Source organism: Streptococcus sanguinis (assembly GCF_019929145.1).
Lineage (GTDB): Bacteria > Bacillota > Bacilli > Lactobacillales > Streptococcaceae > Streptococcus > Streptococcus sanguinis_U.
Window position 1 is genome coordinate 116,831 of the sequence record NZ_JAHZOW010000001.1, and the last position, 20,455, is coordinate 137,285.

Genomic DNA, 20,455 nt, shown 5'->3' on the forward strand with positions numbered 1-20,455 from the left:
AGATTGATAAGGTGGTTAATGGGGCTAAGGGTAAATTTGATGCGAAGCCAGAAGAAGTGGCCATGCAAGTCTTAGAGCAAGTCTCCAAGCTACCAGTAGTTAAAGTTGATAGAAATCAATTTTTAATGGATAAATTTGGCAAGGGTCTAAGTCAAGAAGAAGTAGGGAAATTATTAGCTGATGGTCCTGTAAATATTGTTTCCAAGGATAAATTGGACAAAGCTGCAAAGGCTTGTATTATGGATAATGTCCTATTATCAAGTGGAGCTTCTGTTCTTGCTGGTTTACCAGGAGGAATTGCTATGGCTGTGACCATACCAGCAGATGTTGCTCAATATTATGCCATGGCTTTAAAATTAGCTCAAGAACTAGGTTATATCTACGGCTTCCAATATCTGTGGTCTGAAAAGGATAAATTAACAGAAGAAGCCCAAAATACATTGCTATTGTATCTGGGTGTTATGTTAGGTGTCTCTGGAACAGGTGCGTTACTGAGAGCAGGAGGCATGGCGATTGGAAAACAGGCACTCAAATCAATTCCACAAAAAGCTTTAACGAAAACCTTGTATTATCCAATTTTGAAAAAAGTATTAAAGGTTTTCGGTATCAGTCTTACAAAGGGAACATTTGCTAAAGGAGTTTCCAAGGTTCTTCCTGTTGTTTCAGGGGTTATTTCAGGAGGTATCACTTTTGCTACTATGAAACCAATGGGGGAAAACTTGCAAAAAGAACTTTCTAAAATGATTGATTACAATGAAGAACAATATGAAAAAGATGTTAAATCAATCCGTAAAGAAGCTGAAGTAATTGAAGATGAGGAATAATTCAATTGTCAAAATTTATTATGAAAGTCTTTGCTCTACAAGTATGGGCTAAAGGTATGAACAAAATATCTAAAGATTTGAATAAACCTAAGGAAATGTCTGTTGGAAAGGCTCTGTTCTATTCATTTACCTTCCCAAAAATGATTGGATTGTTTAATTGGATACTAAAGACGAATGATAAGGATAATTAAAATTTAATCAAGTCTTCTCTCTTGCTTTCAATTTTAATTGGCTGCTTAGGCAATATAAACTTTCTTTCCAAAATCAGCCTTAGTAAATTGCATAGTGATTATTCAGAATAGAAATAAGCCTCAAGATGATCATCTTGAGGTTTTTCTAATGTCTTATATTATGTCACAAACCTTCAATTTTATTTAAAACAAACAAATAGTCATAGCCACCCGTTTTCACGGGTGGTTATGACTATTCATCATCTGTAAATTCTAAGATGTCTCCGGGCTGGCAATCAAGGGCTTGACAGATAGCATTGAGGGTGCTAAAGCGGATAGCCTTGGCCTTGCCCGTTTTGAGAATGGAAAGGTTGGCGTTGGTAATACCGATGATATCGGCCAGTTCACCTAGTTTCATCTTTTTCTTGGCCAGCTGGACATCAAGATTAACGATAATCATGATAGCAGCCTCCTAGATGGTAAATTCATTCTCTTCAGCTATATCAATCCCCTTTTCCAGAATTTTCATCATCAGCCAAATAATCAGAGCACCCAAGAGAGGTGTAAAGCTCACACTGGCGTTAAAAGAGAAGGGGAGGGTGATGGGATTGCCTGATGCAGCAACCTTAACGGAAAGAAAGGTCAGAGCCAAAAAGACTTTCCATGCCTTATCAGCTAGTTGCGTGTTTGATGAATCAAAAATCTTTCCACCAATCAAATTTTTGATGAAATTACGAGCAAGATAGATGAGATAAATAGTCAAAGAAGCTGTGAGAAGATTTATAACAAAGGCTATAATACTCCACCAATTTGAAAAATCAACTGAGGGCAGAAATTGAACATTGAGCTTTATTCCCAACCTGTCAGAAAGGCCGGTGTAAGAAATCACACTTAGGATAGTAAGAAACACCAGAATAGCAGCATAACCCACTATGATAAGGTTTAATAGAGTAACAATATCTTTGAGCAAAGAGTTATTTTTTAATTCAATCTTTTTCATGATGCTTACCTCTATCGAAAATCAGCCGGCAGTAGATTTTCTTTTCCTTTTATTCTTATTATAATCTATTTTTTATTGTATTTCAAGAAAAATATATCGAAAAACGATAATTTTTATAAAAGCAAAAAGATATCCTATAGATACTTTGGTATCGATGAAAATTTTGATACAATATGTATTGAATATTAAAGTAACGAAGGAGATAGTAATAAATCCTATGATTACGATTGAGGTGCTTGGGCTTCTCTGGCTAATTATTGTTTTTCCACTCTATCTTCACTATCGAAAAGAAATTTCTATTAGAAGTAAATCTACATCTTTAACATCAGGCAAAGTAGTAGGATATAACAGTACTATCTATAGTCGCCATGGTAAGCCACCTCAGGTAGCCTTGCCTCTTGTAGAATATACTGTCCGTGGAAAACAATATCGAAAAAGACTTGAGTATAAACATTTTATCCCTGTCTCTTCAGGAAAAATCCAAAAAGATATCTTTTCAAGTGATTATGTTTACGGCTCGGATAGGAGTCTAGACTTGAAAAAAATATTTCCCGTCGGCTCAGGTATGACGGTCTACTATAATCCTAAGAATCCAGAAGAGGCATATGTTGAGCGCTGCATCAGCAATGAAAAGTATTTTAAATATTTGTTTATCGGATTATCTATTTTCTTTCTCATTCTGATTGGAATTAATCTTTTCCGTATATTTTTGTAGTTTGAAAAGTCTATTTTTGGATATTGAGTGATAGAAATTTTATCTTTTTCAAAATCAGTTGAATTCAAATAGAGTAAAAAAGAGGATTGAACTCCTCTTTTTGCTTTCTTTATTTAAATTTAAAGCCTTCATAGACCAGATCTGCTTTAGGATTGGTCTTTTTAAATTCGTTGGCTAGTTTATCCATCATCTTGACAGGGCCGCACATGAAGACGGTGGTTTGGTTGTCCAGAGGATAATTCTTGAAGTCCAAATAGCCGGAGACCTTGCTATCGACCAAATGAAGGTCAAACTGCGGATTCTTGGCTGCGTAGTCTTTGAGTAGGTCTAGGTAGACTGCATTTTCAGCTTCAGTGTAAGCATAGTAGAAGCTGACTGGACGATTCAGCTTAGGATTTTCACGGATATAGGAGATGAAGGGCGTAATGCCAATCCCACCAGCAATCCAGATTTGCTTTTCCTGCCCCTGGTCAAGAATCATGTGGCCATAAGCTCGGTCAATGGTGACCTTGGTTCCCTCTTGGATTTTGTTATACAGTTTCTTAGTGTGGTCACCAGAATTCTTGATGGTAAAGTAGACGATATTGTCATGGCCACCAGAGATAGAGAAAGGGTGCGGCGCTTTTTCAAATCCTTCTTGGAAAATCTTGACAAAGGCAAACTGCCCATACTGGTAGTCTAGCTTTTGACTAAGCTGGATCTTCAACTCCACGGTATCGTGGTTCAGTCGCTTGACCTGCAGAATTTTCCCCAGATGGCGAAAGGCCAAACTTTGATAGAGCAAGATGATGTAAAAGCCAGAAGCTAAACCGATGATAGCATAGAATCCGACTACGAAGCCTAGCAAGGTCGGTGTCAGGAGTCGCCCCCCCATCAGCATATAAGCGTGAAAGAGGCCAAAGATATAGGCCAGATACACAAAGCGGTGAATCCAGCGCCAAGCCTCATATTTGATGTGCTTGCCGAGATAGGCCACCAGAACAATGCTGACAAAGAGATAGATGCCGACATTCCCAAGCTGGGCTGCCAGATGAGATCCCCATAGACTGCCGCCCATGGCAACATTGTGGAGAGCGAGCAGGACGACGGAAAAGATAGCTGTAAACTTATGATAGGCGTACATCTTTTCGATGCCATGGAACCATTTTTCCAATAGGGCGTTCCGAGTCGCAAGTAAAAAGGTCAGCGAGAGGGTAGTCAAGGCTAGACCAGGTACGATAAAGTTGGTCATCCCAGCTGAAGCCCAAGCATAGATAGTCAGGATTATGCTGACAGCGATAAGGGCGATTCCTTTGATAGATTTCATGATGGTTTCCTTTCTGATTTTTCTCACTACTTAGTTGTAAATGTTTTTGTTACATTCTAACAAAGAAAAAACAAGCTGTCAAGATAAGAGCTTGTTTTGTTTTTGGGATGGATAGGCCAAGTCTTCTGTTGGATAAGATAAAGAGGACTTTTGCGATTTTACTCTTGAACCTCTGCAGTAGTGTCTTCCTCTTTATCAGTCTTAGACTGGCCAAAAGGTAACTGCTTACTCCAACGCGATAGGTTTTCTCGGATATCTTTGCCAATTTCAGAAAGATTAGGTATGCTAATGTCATCCTTCCAGCTTTGAACACGCATATTCAGCAGGAGCTTGGACAAGCGCAGCAGCATGTCACGTTCTTGGTCTGTTAGAGATTGAGCATTTTTCAGGATATCGAGGACTTTGTTAAAGTTTTCAACATTGGACAGTTCATCGACAGACTGGATACCAGCATCCAAAATCAGTCCGAAAAAGAGGTCGAAAAAGTCTTTAAGTTCTTCATCTGAAACGGAGCTCACCCAATTTTTAAACGTTTTGTCAATCTGCAGGCTCTCTGCATCTAGTGTATCCAGCAATAGGAAAGAGTCTCCCTTGATTTTCCACGAAAAGGTATCGTGCTGGGCAAAGCCGCCAATGGCACTGCTTTTGACAATCCTAGCTTCCTTAGGTGTTTCCAGCATCATGCCGACGATGGAGTTCTGAGGCAGGTAGCGTTTCATCCTTTCAACCATGGCCTGATAGCCATTACTTTTGGTGACAGAGTGATTGAGGCCAGGAGAGTCATAGCTGTAGATGGCTTCAATACGGTCTTGAAGCGACGTTTCCATCTGACTGGCTGCATAGGAAGCCAGGTTTCCTCCTTTGGAATGGCCGGTTAGGATAAAGTTACCGGGCAGATTTTCTAAGGCTTTCTGCAGGTAGCGGGCGGCCATTTTCTGAGCAGGGATTTGAGCCATATAGGTCATGTGGAAGTCTTCCTTCCAGCCGACAATGGAGTCGTCTGTGCCGCGAAAGACCAGGACATAGGTATCGGGCTTGATTTTGAAAATCAAGGCAGCGAATTGCTTCTGGATATCTTGGTCAACGTCATTGACATAGCCCATCAGTTTTAGATTTTTAAAGCGGGTAGAGGCTGCGGCCAAATCTAGCAGTTTTAGTCGGTTTTTGCTAACCATCATGGAGAGGTCGCGCGGTACTTGGTCGGCCAAATCCAGCAGTCGGCAGTCGCAGTAGGGGTACATGTCTTCATGCACTAGTTGGTCAAAAGGCAAGTAGGTTAGCTCTGTCAGAATTAGCAGATCCAGTTCATTGAAAGGTTTATCATAAATGCTGTCATGCTGGACTTCTTCAAGGTAAGTAAGAATATTGCTCATGTTTTATCTCCAATTTCTACTAGTTAGTATAGCATATTTTTCTGATAGAATTTCTCTTTTCCAGAAAAATCCTACCTTAGACTGAGGATGATAAACAAGCAAGCGCATTTTTTGGTATAATGTTACTAGCAAGCAATCGGGAGGGAAAGATGCACAAGATTTTACTAGTAGAAGATGATCCAGTCATTCGTCAGATGATTAAGAAAATGCTGGAACAATGGGGCTTTCAGGTAGTGGCAGTTGAGGACTTTATGGATGTGCTGACTGTCTTTGTCCGAGAGGAGCCGCATCTGGTGCTGATGGATATCGGCCTGCCCTTGTTTAACGGCTATCATTGGTGTCAGGAAATCCGCAAGATTTCAACGGTGCCTATCATGTTTCTGTCTTCTCGCGATCAGTCCATGGACATTGTCATGGCTATCAATATGGGGGCGGACGACTATATTACCAAGCCTTTTGACAATAATGTCTTTCTGGCTAAGGTTCAGGGCTTGCTGCGCCGTTCCTATGAGTTTGGAAACGACCAGAGTCTCTTGGAGCACCAGGGTGTCATTCTCAATCTCAAGTCGACTGATCTGGTCTTTGATGGGAAAGTGGTGACCTTGACCAAGAACGAATTTCAGATTTTGCGGGTCCTCTTTGAGCACGCAGATGGTATCGTAGCGCGTGATGATCTGATGAAGGAACTCTGGAATAGTGACTTTTTCATCGACGACAATACCCTATCGGTCAATGTGGCTCGCCTGCGTAAGAAGCTTGAAGAGCACGGACTTAAGAATTTCATCGAAACCAAAAAAGGAATAGGATACGGTCTCATCAATGGACACACAGGATAAATTTTTCTTTCTTAAGTCATACCTTTTTTCACGGCGATTTTTTCTAGCTCTGTTGATTTTGCTGCTAGGCTTTATTCTGCTCTTTGCCTTTGTCTTTGATACTTACCGCAGTCTGCTGGAATATGTCGCGCTCTTGCTGGCTTTTCTGTCTTTCTTGTTTATCGGAGCAGATGCTTGGACGGTCTATAAGGGTTATCGCAACCAGAAGCTGCTGGCCTCTGCTCAGGCTCAGACTCCTCTAGAAAAGCTCTTGCAGGAACGAGTGGAGGAGCTGGAGTACGAACAGAAAAATCAGCTCTTGGTTGAGCAGGAAAAATACAATGATTTGCTGGACTACTACACTCTGTGGGTTCATCAAGTCAAGACACCTATTGCAGCCAGCTCGCTCTTGATTGGAGACTTGAAGGATAAGGAAACCAAGTCTCAGTTGGAGCAGGAGCTCTTTAAAATCGAGTCCTACGTTCATCTGGTGCTTCAGTACCTCCGTCTGGAAAGCTTCCATGATGATCTAGTTCTGAAGCAGGAAAATCTGGCTGATTTGGTCAGAGAAGTAGTCAAGAAATACGCTCTTTTCTTTATTCAGCAAGGACTCAGCCTCAATCTTCATGACCTAGACCACACGATTGTCACTGATAAAAAGTGGTTTCTAGTGATTTTGGAGCAGGTCCTGTCCAATAGTCTTAAATACACCAAAGAAGGCAGTATAGAGATTTATTTTCATGAGGGCAGCCTCTACATCAAGGACACAGGTTTGGGGATTCAAAATGCTGATTTGCTGCGGGTTTTTGAGCGCGGTTTCTCAGGTTACAATGGTCGTCTGACCCAGCAGTCCTCAGGCTTAGGTCTTTATCTGTCCAAGAAAATTGCTGATCAGCTGGGACATAAGATTGCTATAGACTCTCAAGTTGGTCAGGGAACGACGGTTTCCATCGCCTTTCCTGAGAAGAAATTGATCTTTGAATAGGAGGAAGAAAGTTGCTAGTAGTGGTTTATGATAGTCTGACTGGTTTGGGCAAGAAGTTTGCTAAAAGTCTGGGGTTGCCTAGCCAGTCAGTCTGGAAAAAGCTGGAGGGACCCTGTATTTTGGTCAGCAGAAATAGCGGAGCAGGGCAGATTCCGTGGACGACCAAGCGCTTCATCAGAAAGTACAGACATCTAATCAAAGGCTTTGTCATCAATGGCAATCAGAAGCGTTATCCGCGGACCTTTTGTGGGGCAACGGATAAGATAGTGGAGCAATATGGTCTACGTCATATTCGTAACATAGAGGGCTCTGGAACGGAAGCAGACCGACAAGCGGTCAAATACTTTTTAGAACAGTTGCAGACAGATGAAAGTTCTCATAAAAGTCACTAGGTTTTGTACTATTTTTGATGGGTGCTCCTGCAAGATTTTTAAAAGTGACAAAATTGTAAGAATAAAACTAGCAAATGAAAGGTTAGGTTATGGTACCGGCCTTTCTTTTTTATTATCATAAAGGCAAGAAATAAGAAGGAGACAGAAAAATGAAATCAAAAGGTTTGAATGCTTTTCAGTTGAAGCTCTTCATGGCATTTCTTATGGTTTTTGACCATATCAGTCAGATACCGGGGCTGGTGCCAGACGGCTGGGATGGTGTCTTGCATGCCCTAACCCGCTGTGTCGGAGTAGCATTTGCCTTCATGGCAGTGGAAGGTTTTCTCCACACTCGCAACCGCCTGGCTTACAATATGAGGCTCTTCTTTTGGGCAGCCCTGATGCAGACAGGAAACTGTATCCTGACGCTCCTCTTTCAGGAAAAGGGCATCTATCTCACTCACAATATCTTCCTGACCTTGGCCTGCGGGGTCCTCACGCTGAGTCTTTTCTTTGGTTTTTCTGAAAATGGCGGAGCTGCTAAGGATAGGAAGCATGGTTTGCGGATAGCGGCAGGAGTATTAGTCTTGCTGGCGGGGCTTCTCTTTAGCGAAGGCGGCATGGCTCTGCTTCCTTTCATGCTCTTGACCTACCTTTTTAGAAATCAAGTCTTTTTCAGAAACTTGTCCTATGTAGTCTGGGCGGGAGTTCTCTTTGCCATGAGTATTCAAATTTATCCAACCTTACAGGACACTCTGTCTATGTTGCTCTATAATTCAGACTGGCTCTTTATCAGTGTTCTTCCTCTCTTGCACTTCTATAATGGTGAGCGAGGATCCAGCAGCAAGTGGAGCAAATATTTCTTCTATATTTTCTATCCAGCCCACCTTTGGCTAATTGCTTTGATTGCCTTTTGGGTAAAATAAAGCCCATCTCATCTTACAAAAGTGTAAGATAGCACTTTAAAATGTAAGCTTAGGTTATGGCAGGGCGGTTGGTATTGAGATAAAATAGACTTATCAATTAGGAGGCAGTTCACAAATACTGCTAAAAGCAGGGCTTTGATAGGTACCTGCTAAACAGAAAGGAAGCAAGATGACATTATTAGACGTACAGCATGTGAAAAAGATTTATAAAACCCGCTTTCAGGGCAGCCAAGTAGAGGCCTTGAAAGACATTCACTTTACGGTAGAAAAAGGTGAATATGTCGCCATCATGGGGGAGTCAGGCTCCGGGAAATCCACCCTGCTCAACATCCTAGCCATGCTGGACAAACCGACTGAGGGGCGTGTCTTTCTCAATGGAACTGACACGGCAACCATCAAAAACAGCCAGGCTTCCAGCTTCCGCCGGGAGAAATTAGGCTTTGTCTTTCAGGACTTCAATCTGTTGGACACCCTGTCGGTCAAGGATAACATTCTCCTGCCACTGGTGCTCTCTCGCCGTCCCATTACCGAGATGATGCAAAAGCTGGTCACCACCTGCAACGAACTGGGGATTAACAAGCTGCAAGAGAAGTTTCCTTATGAGATTTCCGGTGGCCAGAAGCAGCGGGTTGCAGTAGCTCGGGCCATTATCACAGATCCTGAGATTCTGCTGGCGGACGAGCCGACGGGAGCCTTGGATTCCAAATCTTCGGCAGCCCTGTTGGATGTCTTTGACGATATCAATGCCCGCGGCCAAACTATTCTCATGGTAACCCACTCGACGGCAGCGGCTAGCCGCGCCAAGCGGGTGCTCTTTATCAAGGATGGAATTCTCTACAACCAAATCTTCCGTGGTGACAAGACCGAGCGGCAGATGTTCCAAGAGATTTCCGATACTCTGACAGTTATGGCAAGTGAGGTGGGCAATTATGTTCAAACTAACGAGTAAACTAGCTTTGTCCAATCTAGTTAAAAATCGCAGTTTGTATTATCCATTTGCTTTGGCGACGGTACTGGCAACAGCGATTTTGTATAGTTTTGTCTCACTAGCTCATAGCCCCAATATGGAGGCCTCTTATGGCGGTGCAGCTGCTCGCATGACCTTGCAGTTTGGTATCCATGTCATTCAGATTGCCGTCCTTATCCTCATCACCTATGCCAATAGCTTCGTCATGAAAAACCGTTCCCGAGAGTTGGGAGTCTATAGTCTGCTGGGCATGGAGAAAAAACATCTGCTAGTCATGACCTTCTTTGAACTCTGTGTCTTTTATCTGGTTACAGTCGGTCTGGGTATCTTGTCTGGCCTAGCTTTAGACAAGATGCTCTACGCAGTCCTTTTGAAATTGATGGGAATGCCGGCAGTTCTTGCCTCGACCTTCCAATGGCAGAATGTTTGGATGACTCTAGCCAGTCTGGGTATTGCTTTTGCGGTAATTTTGTTGCTCAACTCTACCCGACTTCTACGCTATAGCTCTCTTAACCTAATGAAAGAAAAGAAAGCTGGCGAGAAGAAGGGACGCTTCCTTTTTCTGCAAACCTTGCTGGGTCTCCTGCTCATGGGTGTGGCTTATTATATGGCTTTGACCGTTACCAAGCCTGTCGCTGCTATCGGCAATTTCTTTATAGCTGTGATCATGGTTATCCTAGCAACCTATCTGCTTTTTAATGCAGGATCAATTACACTATTGAAATTTCTCAAAAAGCGCGAAGGCTACTACTATAAAACGCAGAATTTCATTTCTGTTTCCAATCTCATCTCGCGGATGCGTAAAAATGCAGCAGGATTGGCAACTATCTCCATTCTATCTACCATGCTCTTAGTGACTCTGGTTGGTACAATCAATATCTATGTTGGAGGTCAGGATTATATTACTACCTTGCATCCAAAGGATTACAATGTCAGCGTCGTCTTGCCGAAATCGACCGATCAGAAGGAGGCTCTGTTGGACAAGGTTCAGCAAGTGGCTCAGGACTCAGGTCTGAAGAAGCCAAGCTATACTACCTATCTCTACCAATCAGCCTTCATTACGAAACTGGCTGGTAATGATGTGACAGTTCCAATGCAAAGAGAGCTGGAGTCGGATACAAGTATCTTGACCAAGTCTGCCGGCACGATTACAGTTATCAATCGTCAGGATTATGAAAAAATGGCAGGGGAAAAGATAGACTTGGCAGACGATGAAACCCTAGTTTACGGGAAAAATATTTCCTTAAACAAGGACAAGCCACTCCGAGTGAATGGTAAGGACTGGAAGATTAAGCAGGTTTTATCGTCGAATTTCACGCATGGGGAAATCCCTAATCCAAACGATGTGACCATGGAACAGGGGCTCTATATGGTGGTCAATGATAGCAAAGAGGTTAATCTCGATGTGGATCATTACTACTACATTGGAGTTGCTTCAGAGACTAAGGGCAGTAAAAAGTTTGTCGAGCAAGTCCAACTGGGGTTGAGGGACACTTTGGATCAGGAACAAGCTCAAGATAGTAGCTTCGCAATGGCTAGTGACCGTTATAGTTCAGAAAAGAGTTATCAAGAACTTACTGGAACCTTGCTCTTCATTGGTGTCTTCCTCTCCGTTATCTTCCTTCTAGGAGCTGTTCTCGTGATTTACTATAAGCAAATCTCTGAAGGCTATGAAGACCGAGATGGCTTTATCATCTTGCAAAAAGTTGGTTTAGATGAAAAGCAGACTAGAAGTACCATTCGCAAGCAGATTTTGACTGTTTTCTTCCTACCTCTCATCTTTGCTTTTCTACATGTAGCAGCGGTCTTTCACATGTTGCGCTTGATAGTTGCCCTACTAGGTGTGACCAATCTTCCTCTTTTGATTCAGACAACACTTGCAACTTGCGGAGTCTTCCTCCTGACCTATATTTTAGTTTTCTTACTGACTTCACGCAGTTACCGCAAGATTGTTGCCCGCTAAGAGCAATCCCTGACCTCTGGTCGGGGATTTTTTAATGTCTGGAATTTTACCTCTCATCTCCCTCATTTTACCGCTTGTCCAAAAAGCTGAGATTTTTCAAAAAAGACTTGCTATCATAGTCTCAGAAGTAAAGAAAAGGAGAAAAGATCATGTTAGTAGAAACGAAAAATCTTAGCAAGGTTTATGGCGATAAGGTGGCAGTTAATGATCTGAATATTCAGATTGAGAGAGGCAGTTTTACAGCTATTCTAGGCCCTAATGGTGCAGGGAAATCCACGACCATTCAGATGCTGATAGGTCTCTTGCGGCCGACATCAGGGCAGATTTGCTATGCTGAAAAGCTTAGGCTGGGTGTGGTTTTCCAAAACAGTGTGTTGGACGCCCGGCTGACAGTTTTGGAAAATCTGACCATCAGAGCCAAGCAGTACAAGGAGATGCCGGCAGGTAGAATTGAGCACTTGATCTCTCAGCTGGGCTTGTCAGCCTTTGTCAAGCAGCCTTATGGAACGCTTTCTGGCGGACAAAAGCGTCGGGTGGATATTGCTCGAGCTTTGCTCAACAGTCCCGACCTGCTCTTTCTGGATGAGCCGACGACAGGCTTGGATATCCAGACTCGGGAGAGTATTTGGAGCCTGCTCAAGCAAATTCAGAAAGAAGAGCAGATGACCATTGTCTTGACAACCCACTATCTCAATGAAGCTGATGATGCAGATAAGATCTATATCGTAGATCATGGTCAGGTCATTGCCCAAGGCTCTGCAGACCAGATTAAGGGAAACTATGCCCGCAATGTCTTACGGATTTTGAGTCAAGATTTAGCAAGTTTAGAGAAAAGCTTGCCAAGAGGCTGCGCTTGGGAGCAAGTCAAGGAAGGGGAATTTATTCTCCACCCTAAAACGACTCAAGAAGTTCTGACCTTATTGGCTCAGGCGGGTCCCTATATTGAACAATTTGAATTCCAACCCGGAACCATGGACGATGCCTTTATGGCACTGACAGGAAGAGAGGTACGCTAATATGCTCGCTTTGATAAAACGTAATTTTTTACTTTATTTCCGCAACCGCAGTGGGGTAATTTTGTCCCTCTTCGGAGCGATTATTCCCTTTGTGCTTTATATCGTTTTTTTGAAAAATAATTACAAAGACTATTCCAGCCAGCTGATGGACTTGTGGCTGATTGGCGGCGTGTTGGCAGTTACAGGATTAACGACCACATTGGCAGCTTTCTCCCGGCAGGTCGAAGACCGGGAGCGGAATGTGACAGACGACCTCTTTATCACAGACTTGGGACCATGGGGCTTGCAGCTTAGTTATCTTGTCAGCTCTGTTATTATCGGCTTTTTGATGCAGGTTATTATGTTTGCCTTTATGCTCAGCTATTTTACGCTAGCGGATAACATTTCCTTTGAGTGGGGAATCCTTCCTTACCTGGTTCTTCTGATGCTCTTAAACAGCCTCTTGGGCACACTGATAAATGCTCTGATTGTTCAATGCTTTAAATCAGTGGATAGTTTAGGGAAATTGGCGACAGTAGTTGGAGCAACTTCTGGTTTTCTAGTGGGTACCTATATCCCCATTGGAACCTTGCCGAATATGGCTCAAAACCTGATGAAGCTTACGCCTTCTAACTACATGGCATCTCTTTTCAGACAGGTTCTCATGAAAGAAAGTCTAGCAGATACTTTTGCCAATAGCAGCCAGTCACAAGCAGCTTTTGAAAAAACAATGGGAATCCGCATTGAATGGCAGGAGCTCTTGACAAGGACAGAAACTTTCTATATAGTTGGAGTAGTTTTAGTTGCAATAGCGCTTATTTGGATGGTGCAAAATATGATTGTCATCCGCCGGCTGAAACTACAATAGAATGTGAATAGGGAGCTTCCTCTTGCAAGCAAAATTTGAAACAGATCCAACCATTTCATCCAAGGATCCGCTGGTTGTGGTCAAGGCAGACCAGCTAGGGGCAGAAGCCAAGGCCATCTTAGATTATTTAGAACAGTACAAGGCAGGGCCAAGTGGCGTCCTGCCTATCAAGTCGGACGATAAACTGGTCATGTTGAGGACAGAAGATATTATCCTAGCAGACATCAACCAGACAACTCTGATGATTTACAGTAGAGAAGGCATTTACAAGACGACAGAGACCTTGACTCGCTTTCAGCAGCGGATTAGCAGCTCGAACTTTATCCAGGTTTCCCGGCATGCTGTCATCAATATTGACCATTTGGAGTCCTTGTCTGACAGCTTTTCTGGCAATATGACGGCCAAGCTGACCAATCAAATCAAAACCGAAGTCAGCCGTCGTTATGTCAAACTCTTAATGGAATATCTGGGAATCTAGGAGGTAAGTGATGAGTATAAAAAAATGTCTACACGCTATATTGATGGGCATCCAGACAGGGAGTGCAGTCTATCTGATTGTCCTTGCTCTCTCTATTCAAAAAAATCCGCCCACAACAAGTAATATCGTCAGTGTCATGGTGATGAGCGGTTTGATTGGGATTATCAGTTCAATGTTAAAAACTCTTGAAGACCGATTCTCTTTTTCAGTCTCGATGTTACTGCATTTTGTTGCGGTCGCAGTCCTAGTATGCTGCTTCATGGTCTACAATAACTGGGGATTTTTAATTGCCAGCTGGCATTTCTGGTTTAATTTTATTCTGATTTATCTCTTTGTATGGCTCTTTCGTTACTTGGATACAAATCTTAAGACCAAGAAGATTAACAGCGCCCTAGCTAAGCGCAGAAAGGAAAAAGAAGGCAAGTAACTTGTTGAAAAACGTTCTGACAAGCATATCATAAAAACAAATGGAGCTGGACTATATCCTGCTCCTGTTTTTTTATCTAAAAAACTCAAGCTAGATTTTCTAGCTTGAGTTTTATGTGCTATTACACTCCCAATCTGATATGAGGGAAGTGGTTGTAGAGATAGTCAAAGGTTGACTGGAGTTTGGTATCTGTTGTTTTACCAATGTTCTTAATGGGCATTTGGTATTTCTTTTGATTGTTTCGAACAGCAACTAAGGTTGAGTTTCTGTTTGAAGCAACGAAGCCGCGATGCATGGTGAGAATATGGTGGTAAAGATGGACGACCTGTTTGAGATCAATTGCTTTGAAACCTCGATAGTAGGTAATGAGATGGTCTTTATAAACAGCAATTTTCAGCACATCATCGTGGAAAGACGCTTGCTCAAGCAGGATATTGAGATTGTCCTTGGCCTCTGGATAGGCTGCATAGATTTCTTCGTAGGCAGCAATATTTTTCTTGCGGCCGATAATTCCCATAGTGACAAAGAAAACACAGAGTCCAATCAAAAACAGAATGTAGAACATGAATGCAAGATTGTCAGATTCAAATTCAGTGATAGAGATATAGGAGCTGCTTGACATTACTGTGATGACTTCGGAATTGTCTGCTAGGAGACCGCGAACGAGGCTGCCATAATTAGAGATATATCCCTGATTTTTTTTAGGGGAGTTAGCATTAACGTAGGAGCCAACGATTCGGATAGGATTTTTTTCCAGCTCGCCCTTTTTCTCTTTTTCCAAGAGCTGGGCAATCTGCTTGTCTCCTTTTTTAGCCTGCAGACCAACATATCCGTCTTGGTAGGCAACCAGCCAAACTTGAGTATTATCTTCTACTTCAATCAGGGCCTCTGGGAAAATATATGACACTTCAGCATAGACTGCTGAATCTGCTCCCGACTCGCTATTTCGGTCATAGGCAGTCTTGGTGTTGACTTTTTGGTATTGGATAAAGCCCATCACTGCAGCAACAACTAGAAAAATAAGAGAAATTACCAGTAGGGCGATGGTACCCTGGTTTCGTCTTTCCTTGAGCATAGCTCAACCTCCAAAATATAATCTAAAAAATAATTTGATTAGCAAACTATCTTTTTTGTATAGTATAACATAAATGCTTGACAAGTGGCAATATTGTGTTAAAATATGAATGAACATAAAAATAAATTCATTCACAAAAGAGGCGTGGAAATGGATAAAAAAAATGAGCTCCTGGCTGCGGCTAGAGAAGTCTTTGCAGAAAAAGGCTATAAGGCAGCTGGAATTTCTGATATTGCTAAGAGAAGTCAGATGGCTGTTGGATCCTTTTACAAGTATTATGAGTCTAAGGAAGCTATCTTCTTGGAGGTTTATGTAGCTGAAAATAGCCGTGTACGTGAGGAAATCATGCAACGCGTAGACTGGCAGGGCGAGCCCGAGACAATCATTGAACAGCTTTTTGCAGTCACTTTTGAGTTGATTTCGCCCAATAAAATTCTAACTGAGTGGAACAAGCCGGGTATTTCTCAGATTCTACACGATTACTATAATCAAGATTCCGGCCGAGCGTCCAATGCCTTTCATCAGTTTCTGATTCAGACTTTCAGCCAGCGCTTGCAGGAAGAGGGCTTTTCGAAGGAGAAAATAGCTGAGATTATGAAGGTTTATGACTTGATTTACTACATAGACATGCATGTCACAGAGCAGGAATTTTCAGGCTACTTCGATAGTCTTGAGACTTTAGTTAAATATTTTGTTAAGGGAATTTTTTCCAAATAGAGGAAATTCCTTTACTTAGAAGCTGAAATGAATGAATGTTAAAAAGCATTCATTCATCAACAGAGGAGGTGATGTCTTATGTAGTGCGAATAGGAATTGGAAGGTATTCAAGAAACGTGATTGGATAAGTATAAAGTGAATTTTTTTTTAGAAAGTTTTGAATGAATATTAGGAACTGTTCATTCAAAAATAGAAAGTGAGAAAAAGAATGAATAAGCAAGGAGGATTTGCTATGAGTGGATTGGCTATTTTGGGTATCTGTCTAGTCGCGATTGGTCTTTTGACCATTGGCTACGGCGGCGTAACGGTTGGTTTCAGTTTTAGTGTAGATTTTCAGTCATTTTTAGTCGGAGGTCTCATCGTTCTCCTAATCGGAGCAGCTTTGATTCCGGGCTTGCCAGCAGTTGCTAAGCTGGCGGCACTGGCTTTGACAACTTTGTCATTGCTGATGTATATTCACATGATGCCAGATTTGGAGTTCATGCTTATGCTCATCTCAGATGTCGTGGTTTTAGGCTTTGCGGCCTGGTTTGCTATCCTTTTTTTAAGAAAGTAGGTGATGAAGATGATTGTAGTTTATGATTCAAATACTGGTATTGGAAAACGATTTGCAGAATCACTGGGCTATCCGACCCAGAGCATCAAGGAGAAACTGGAAGTGCCCTGTATTCTCATTACTCGAAATGCTGGTGCTGGGAAAATTCCTTGGTCTACCAAACGCTTTATCAAGAAGCATCCTGGGCTGATTAAAGGTTTTGTTAACAATGGCGACTCTGTTAAACATGGCCGGACCTTCTGCGGGGCGACTGCCTTGATTACCGAAAAATATGGGCTCCAGCATATCTGCGATATTGACCGAGGCGGTAGTCCAGAAGATGTCAAGACTGTGCAGGCATTTTTGGCGGAGTGCTAGTCTCATCAAGTTTCGCATAAATGGAGGACTCGTATGCCTAGGTTCAAGAAAATTGGGAACTTGTTTCTGGCTCTGATTTCTGCCTTTATCCTAACGGCCTGCGGGCATATACAGAAAGAGCCCGACACTTCAGATAAGACGGAAAGAAATTCTTCCAGACAAGAAGAAACAGAACAGAATCAGGTAGACGCAACTTCCAGTGCGTCACATAAAGATTGACTTTTTTGTCAAAATAGAAGAGCGGAGTTTGGTCAATGATTTTTAGGTCATCTTTTGACCTGTTTTCGTATCAATAGGAGAGAGAAGGCTTAGCGTCTTCTTTCTCCTTTTTATGATAAACCCCTGTGAGCATTCCTATAGTTTTTTAATAGTCAATATGGTACAATGAATTAGTATTGTCTTTCCAGTGTTTGTCAAAAAGGCAGAAAAACATGAAAAGAACGTGTTCGACTGGCTGGCCAATACGCTGTACTTTTAAACAAATTTTACTTGTGAGAAAGGAAGATTGCATGAATAAAAAACTGAGAGTATGGTTTCAGCTCATCATTCTCTGTCTAGGTGTGTTCCTGCCTTTCCTAGCCGGAACCCTTAAGGCTCAGGCGGCGGAACTCAATGATGTCATCACTGAAATGCATCTCACCACTAACTCTGGTGAGCAGCTGACCAATGGTGTAGATATCTGGCAGACCTTCCGTGTCTATGCTAAGTTTGCCCTGCCAGACAACCAGGCCCATGCGGGTGATACGACAGTGATTCATTTGCCGAATGAATTTGCCTTTGGGAATTCCTCAGCTATTGAGCTCAAGGATGAAAACGGAGCCCTGGTGGCTAATGGAGTCCTGGATAGCGATGCCAATACTATCACACTGACATACACAGATTATGTGGAGCAGAAGTCCAGTGTCAGAGGCGAGTTTTTCTTCTATTCGCGGATTGACCACGAGGTCGTCACAGAGGAAAGAGATATTCCAGCTACTTTCACTGTAGGCAATAATAGAATTCCAGCCGGCAGCATTCACTATAATGGGCCGCCGAAAAAGTATGAGTCTCTGCTAGAAAAGAGTGCTTTTCAGTGGGATGCTGATGCTAAGAATGAAATCCGCTACAATGTAGCCATTAACCGCAACATGGGCAATTACAAAAATGTCTCTGTGACGGACAAGTTGGGTGATACAAACGCTAAGATTGTTCAAGACTCTGTACGGGTTTATAAGGTTTCTTGGCGCTGGAATAATGGAGATTGGGCGCGTGATTCGACTGAAGATGTAACAGCAGACTTCCAGTCTAAGATGACCTTTGGCGCTGAAGGCGATAGCTTGACAATCAACTTCGGAGATGTAGAAGGCTTCGGCTACCTAGTTGAGTACAAGACGCTGGCCGACTATGATTTGGCTGATGGAGAGGTTGTAGGAAATAAGGCTACCATGAACTACAACAATACCGAGACAGTGTCTGTCACCAACGAGTACTCTTATCAGATTGCTGGCGGAAAGTCCGAAGGCTATAACTTCAAGGTTAAGGTCCACAAGACAGATGAGTCTAATGCTTCTCTGAGCGGTGCAGTCTTTGAAGTGGTGCGGAAAGCGACCAATAAGGTGGTTGGCACAATCACGACAGATGCAGATGGGAACGCGGAAGTTGGTAATCTTCTGCGTGACACTTATATCCTGCGTGAAACGACTGCTCCAGCTGGTTACGATCGCCTGACAGAGGATATTACCATCAGTCCAACAGATTTTGGTAAGACTTTGAACGTCGGCAGTCCGGAATCTGGAGATTCTGGAGACAGCAGATTGGTTGCAGTCAATGTGGTCAATAAGAAAACTCAAACTCCAACAGATAAACAGGTTACTTTCAGTAAGGTCAATCTAGCTGGTGAGGAAATTGCCGGTGCTCAGATTCAGATTTTCAAGGGACGGGAAAGCAAGGGCAGTCCTGTCGCATCTTGGACTTCAGAAGCTGACCAATCTAAGGAAATTAACCTAGAGCCAGGTATTTACACCTTCCATGAGGAAGCGGCTCCGACAGGTTATCTGGCTGTGACTGATATTGTCTTCCAAGTCAATGAAGATGGCACTGTAACAGTTCTAGACGCTAATAGCAATGCAGTAGAGTATACAGATGGTAAGTTGTTCATTACTGACCAAGCGGCACCAGCTGCACCTGGTACGCCTGATAAAGCAGTTCAAGGTGGCATTAAGCCAAATCAATCATCTGATTCTGATAAAGCAGCAGACGGTCAAGGAAAATCTAAAAAAGTTCTTCCTGCGACTGGCTCTGCTGAAAGCCTTGGACTAGTTCTTGCTGGTCTGGTAGTCCTGGCTCTTTTAGGACTTTACCGTAAGACTCGACTGAGTAAATAAACAAAGAGAGGATAAGGCAGAATGCTTTATCTTCTTTTGTTTGCTTATTTTGTCTAGCTATTTTGCAACTTACTGAGCAATTTCTTCCAGTTACTTATGCAGGGCAGCCACTTACGGAAAAACTCTTGTTTTTGGCTCAGAATCCTCTATAATAAATGGCAAATAGAAAAAGGAGACAGAAGATATGACAGATACAAAAATACAAGAGAAGCTGAAGCCAGGTTTGAAGTTAGCGGATTTTCAAAAAGATGGAGACATCTATCTGGCGCTGAATCCGGACTATGTCTCAGGAGACAATGCCAAGTACATGACCATGTACAATCGTTTTGCTCGATGGTATGATATGAGTGAGAAATGGCTGGGCGGCCTTCTCTATGGCAAGACAGTCGACAAGTTGAGAAGGGATCTGATGGCAGAAATAGAATGGAAGGATCATTTGTCAGTTCTTTATGTCTCTATCGGGACTGGCCACGACCTGCGCTACATTCCTGAGAATATTGACCTGAAAAGCCTAGACTTTGTTGGGGCAGATATTTCCATAGGCATGCTGAAAAAATGTCAGAAATCCTGTGCCAAGAAGACAAATCTGCAACTCTTTCATGCTTGTGCAGAGGACCTGCCTTTTGCAGATGATAGCTTTGACATCGTCTATCATATCGGTGGAATTAATTTCTTTAGTGATAAGGCCAAGGCCATGCAGGAAATGCTGCGGGTGGCTAAGCCAGGAACTAAGATTATGATTTCAGACGAGACGGCAGACTATGTGGACCAGCAATATAAGAAGAACCACTTCAGCAAGAACTATTTTAAGGACGCTACCGTTGATTTGGGAGAAATTGAGGCTGCTATACCGGCCGGAGTCAAAGAAAAGGAGTTGAAACTCCTCTGGGATGGAAAATTTTATGCCCTGACGTTTAGGAAATAAATCAGAAGAACCGGACTTTGTTTTCGGTTTTTCTATGTTATTGAGGACATTGATTGTCAGACGCAATTGGCCCTAGCAATAGTGGTCTGATTTGCAAATGAACCATACAAATCGTCCACCTTTTCTAAATGACAAAAAGGTAAACAAATGTTAAAAAAATTTCCTTTTGTGTATAGCCATTTTTCTTATAGTATGATAAAATGTAGATGTAATGTATCTATAAATGTTCGCTTTTTAGCAAGTGGGCACTGACAAGATGGGGAAGCTCAGTTAGTATAC

General features: G+C 42.5%; 23 protein-coding genes. 18 read left to right on the top strand and 5 right to left on the bottom strand.

The window, feature by feature from the left end; all coding sequences use genetic code 11:
- Positions 1–62 precede the first annotated feature (62 nt).
- Positions 63–824, top strand: a complete 762-nt coding sequence (locus K1I94_RS00585) for an EcsC family protein (RefSeq protein WP_223314703.1) — start codon at positions 63–65, stop codon at positions 822–824.
- A 423-nt stretch (positions 825–1,247) separates the two neighbouring features.
- On the opposite strand, the gene K1I94_RS00590 is transcribed toward K1I94_RS00585, so the two are convergent.
- Together K1I94_RS00590 and K1I94_RS00595 are read right to left on the bottom strand one after the other, a co-directional pair.
- Positions 1,248–1,454, bottom strand: a complete 207-nt coding sequence (locus K1I94_RS00590; RefSeq protein WP_002897095.1) for a helix-turn-helix domain-containing protein — start codon at positions 1,452–1,454, stop codon at positions 1,248–1,250.
- A 12-nt stretch (positions 1,455–1,466) separates the two neighbouring features.
- Positions 1,467–1,994: a DUF2975 domain-containing protein gene (locus tag K1I94_RS00595; protein ID WP_125347144.1), complete on the bottom strand. Its 528-nt coding sequence runs from the start codon at positions 1,992–1,994 to the stop codon at positions 1,467–1,469.
- Positions 1,995–2,211: 217 nt separating this feature from the next.
- On the opposite strand from K1I94_RS00595, the gene K1I94_RS00600 reads away from it, so the two are divergent.
- Positions 2,212–2,709: a DUF3592 domain-containing protein gene (locus tag K1I94_RS00600; RefSeq protein ID WP_185773121.1), complete on the top strand. Its 498-nt coding sequence runs from the start codon at positions 2,212–2,214 to the stop codon at positions 2,707–2,709.
- Positions 2,710–2,818: 109 nt separating this feature from the next.
- Here K1I94_RS00600 and K1I94_RS00605 read toward each other — a convergent pair whose 3' ends face one another.
- The gene (locus tag K1I94_RS00605; RefSeq protein WP_223314093.1) at positions 2,819–4,015 is read right to left on the bottom strand and encodes a ferredoxin reductase family protein; all 1,197 of its coding nucleotides are present in this window, start codon (positions 4,013–4,015) and stop codon (positions 2,819–2,821) included.
- A gap of 158 nt (positions 4,016–4,173) precedes the next feature.
- Positions 4,174–5,388, bottom strand: coding sequence for a DUF2974 domain-containing protein (locus K1I94_RS00610; protein WP_223314094.1), 1,215 nt, complete (start codon positions 5,386–5,388; stop codon positions 4,174–4,176).
- 149 nt (positions 5,389–5,537) lie between these two features.
- Between K1I94_RS00610 and K1I94_RS00615 the strand changes: the two genes are divergently transcribed.
- The 10 genes from K1I94_RS00615 (at position 5,538) to K1I94_RS00660 (ending at position 14,183) form a co-directional block, all read left to right on the top strand.
- Complete coding sequence (locus K1I94_RS00615; RefSeq protein ID WP_125434824.1) at positions 5,538–6,224, top strand: response regulator transcription factor; 687 nt, start codon at positions 5,538–5,540, stop codon at positions 6,222–6,224.
- Entirely contained in the window at positions 6,208–7,188 is a 981-nt protein-coding gene (locus K1I94_RS00620) for a sensor histidine kinase (protein WP_223314095.1), read from the top strand. The genes K1I94_RS00615 and K1I94_RS00620 overlap by 17 nt, the downstream gene beginning before the upstream one ends.
- 11 nt (positions 7,189–7,199) lie before the next feature.
- A complete protein-coding gene (locus K1I94_RS00625; protein WP_223314096.1) occupies positions 7,200–7,580 on the top strand; it encodes a class Ib ribonucleoside-diphosphate reductase assembly flavoprotein NrdI in 381 nt (126 codons plus the stop codon).
- Between the two features lie 149 nt (positions 7,581–7,729).
- Positions 7,730–8,485, top strand: a complete 756-nt coding sequence (locus K1I94_RS00630; protein WP_223314097.1) for a TraX family protein — start codon at positions 7,730–7,732, stop codon at positions 8,483–8,485.
- 169 nt (positions 8,486–8,654) lie between these two features.
- On the top strand, positions 8,655–9,434 hold the full coding sequence (locus K1I94_RS00635) for an ABC transporter ATP-binding protein (RefSeq protein WP_002899832.1): 780 nt from the start codon (positions 8,655–8,657) through the stop codon (positions 9,432–9,434).
- Entirely contained in the window at positions 9,415–11,415 is a 2,001-nt protein-coding gene (locus K1I94_RS00640; protein ID WP_223314098.1) for an ABC transporter permease, read from the top strand. The genes K1I94_RS00635 and K1I94_RS00640 overlap by 20 nt, the downstream gene beginning before the upstream one ends.
- Positions 11,416–11,564: 149 nt before the next feature.
- Positions 11,565–12,431, top strand: a complete 867-nt coding sequence (locus K1I94_RS00645; RefSeq protein WP_223314099.1) for an ABC transporter ATP-binding protein — start codon at positions 11,565–11,567, stop codon at positions 12,429–12,431.
- A 1-nt stretch (position 12,432) separates the two neighbouring features.
- The gene (locus K1I94_RS00650; RefSeq protein ID WP_223314100.1) at positions 12,433–13,278 is read left to right on the top strand and encodes an ABC transporter permease; all 846 of its coding nucleotides are present in this window, start codon (positions 12,433–12,435) and stop codon (positions 13,276–13,278) included.
- A gap of 22 nt (positions 13,279–13,300) precedes the next feature.
- Positions 13,301–13,756 (top strand): LytTR family DNA-binding domain-containing protein, encoded by a 456-nt coding sequence (locus tag K1I94_RS00655; RefSeq protein ID WP_223314101.1) that lies wholly within the window; start codon positions 13,301–13,303, stop codon positions 13,754–13,756.
- Between the two features lie 10 nt (positions 13,757–13,766).
- On the top strand, positions 13,767–14,183 hold the full coding sequence (locus K1I94_RS00660; RefSeq protein WP_002894774.1) for a DUF3021 domain-containing protein: 417 nt from the start codon (positions 13,767–13,769) through the stop codon (positions 14,181–14,183).
- 121 nt (positions 14,184–14,304) lie between these two features.
- Here the strand turns inward: K1I94_RS00660 and K1I94_RS00665 are convergent, their stop codons facing one another.
- The gene (locus tag K1I94_RS00665; protein WP_125338425.1) at positions 14,305–15,258 is read right to left on the bottom strand and encodes a hypothetical protein; all 954 of its coding nucleotides are present in this window, start codon (positions 15,256–15,258) and stop codon (positions 14,305–14,307) included.
- Between the two features lie 105 nt (positions 15,259–15,363).
- On the opposite strand from K1I94_RS00665, the gene K1I94_RS00670 reads away from it, so the two are divergent.
- The 6 genes from K1I94_RS00670 (at position 15,364) to K1I94_RS00695 (ending at position 20,176) form a co-directional block, all read left to right on the top strand.
- Positions 15,364–15,975 (top strand): TetR/AcrR family transcriptional regulator, encoded by a 612-nt coding sequence (locus K1I94_RS00670; RefSeq protein ID WP_223314102.1) that lies wholly within the window; start codon positions 15,364–15,366, stop codon positions 15,973–15,975.
- 208 nt (positions 15,976–16,183) lie between these two features.
- Positions 16,184–16,531, top strand: coding sequence for a hypothetical protein (locus K1I94_RS00675; protein ID WP_223314103.1), 348 nt, complete (start codon positions 16,184–16,186; stop codon positions 16,529–16,531).
- Positions 16,532–16,888 carry a class Ib ribonucleoside-diphosphate reductase assembly flavoprotein NrdI gene (locus K1I94_RS00680; RefSeq protein ID WP_223314104.1) on the top strand — a complete coding sequence of 119 codons (357 nt, stop codon included), beginning with the start codon at positions 16,532–16,534 and terminating at the stop codon, positions 16,886–16,888.
- Positions 16,889–16,921: 33 nt separating this feature from the next.
- A complete protein-coding gene (locus K1I94_RS00685; protein WP_223314105.1) occupies positions 16,922–17,107 on the top strand; it encodes a hypothetical protein in 186 nt (61 codons plus the stop codon).
- A 290-nt stretch (positions 17,108–17,397) separates the two neighbouring features.
- Positions 17,398–19,251, top strand: a complete 1,854-nt coding sequence (locus K1I94_RS00690; RefSeq protein WP_223314106.1) for a SpaA isopeptide-forming pilin-related protein — start codon at positions 17,398–17,400, stop codon at positions 19,249–19,251.
- 184 nt (positions 19,252–19,435) lie between these two features.
- Positions 19,436–20,176, top strand: a complete 741-nt coding sequence (locus K1I94_RS00695; RefSeq protein WP_223314107.1) for a class I SAM-dependent methyltransferase — start codon at positions 19,436–19,438, stop codon at positions 20,174–20,176.
- Positions 20,177–20,455 lie beyond the last annotated feature (279 nt).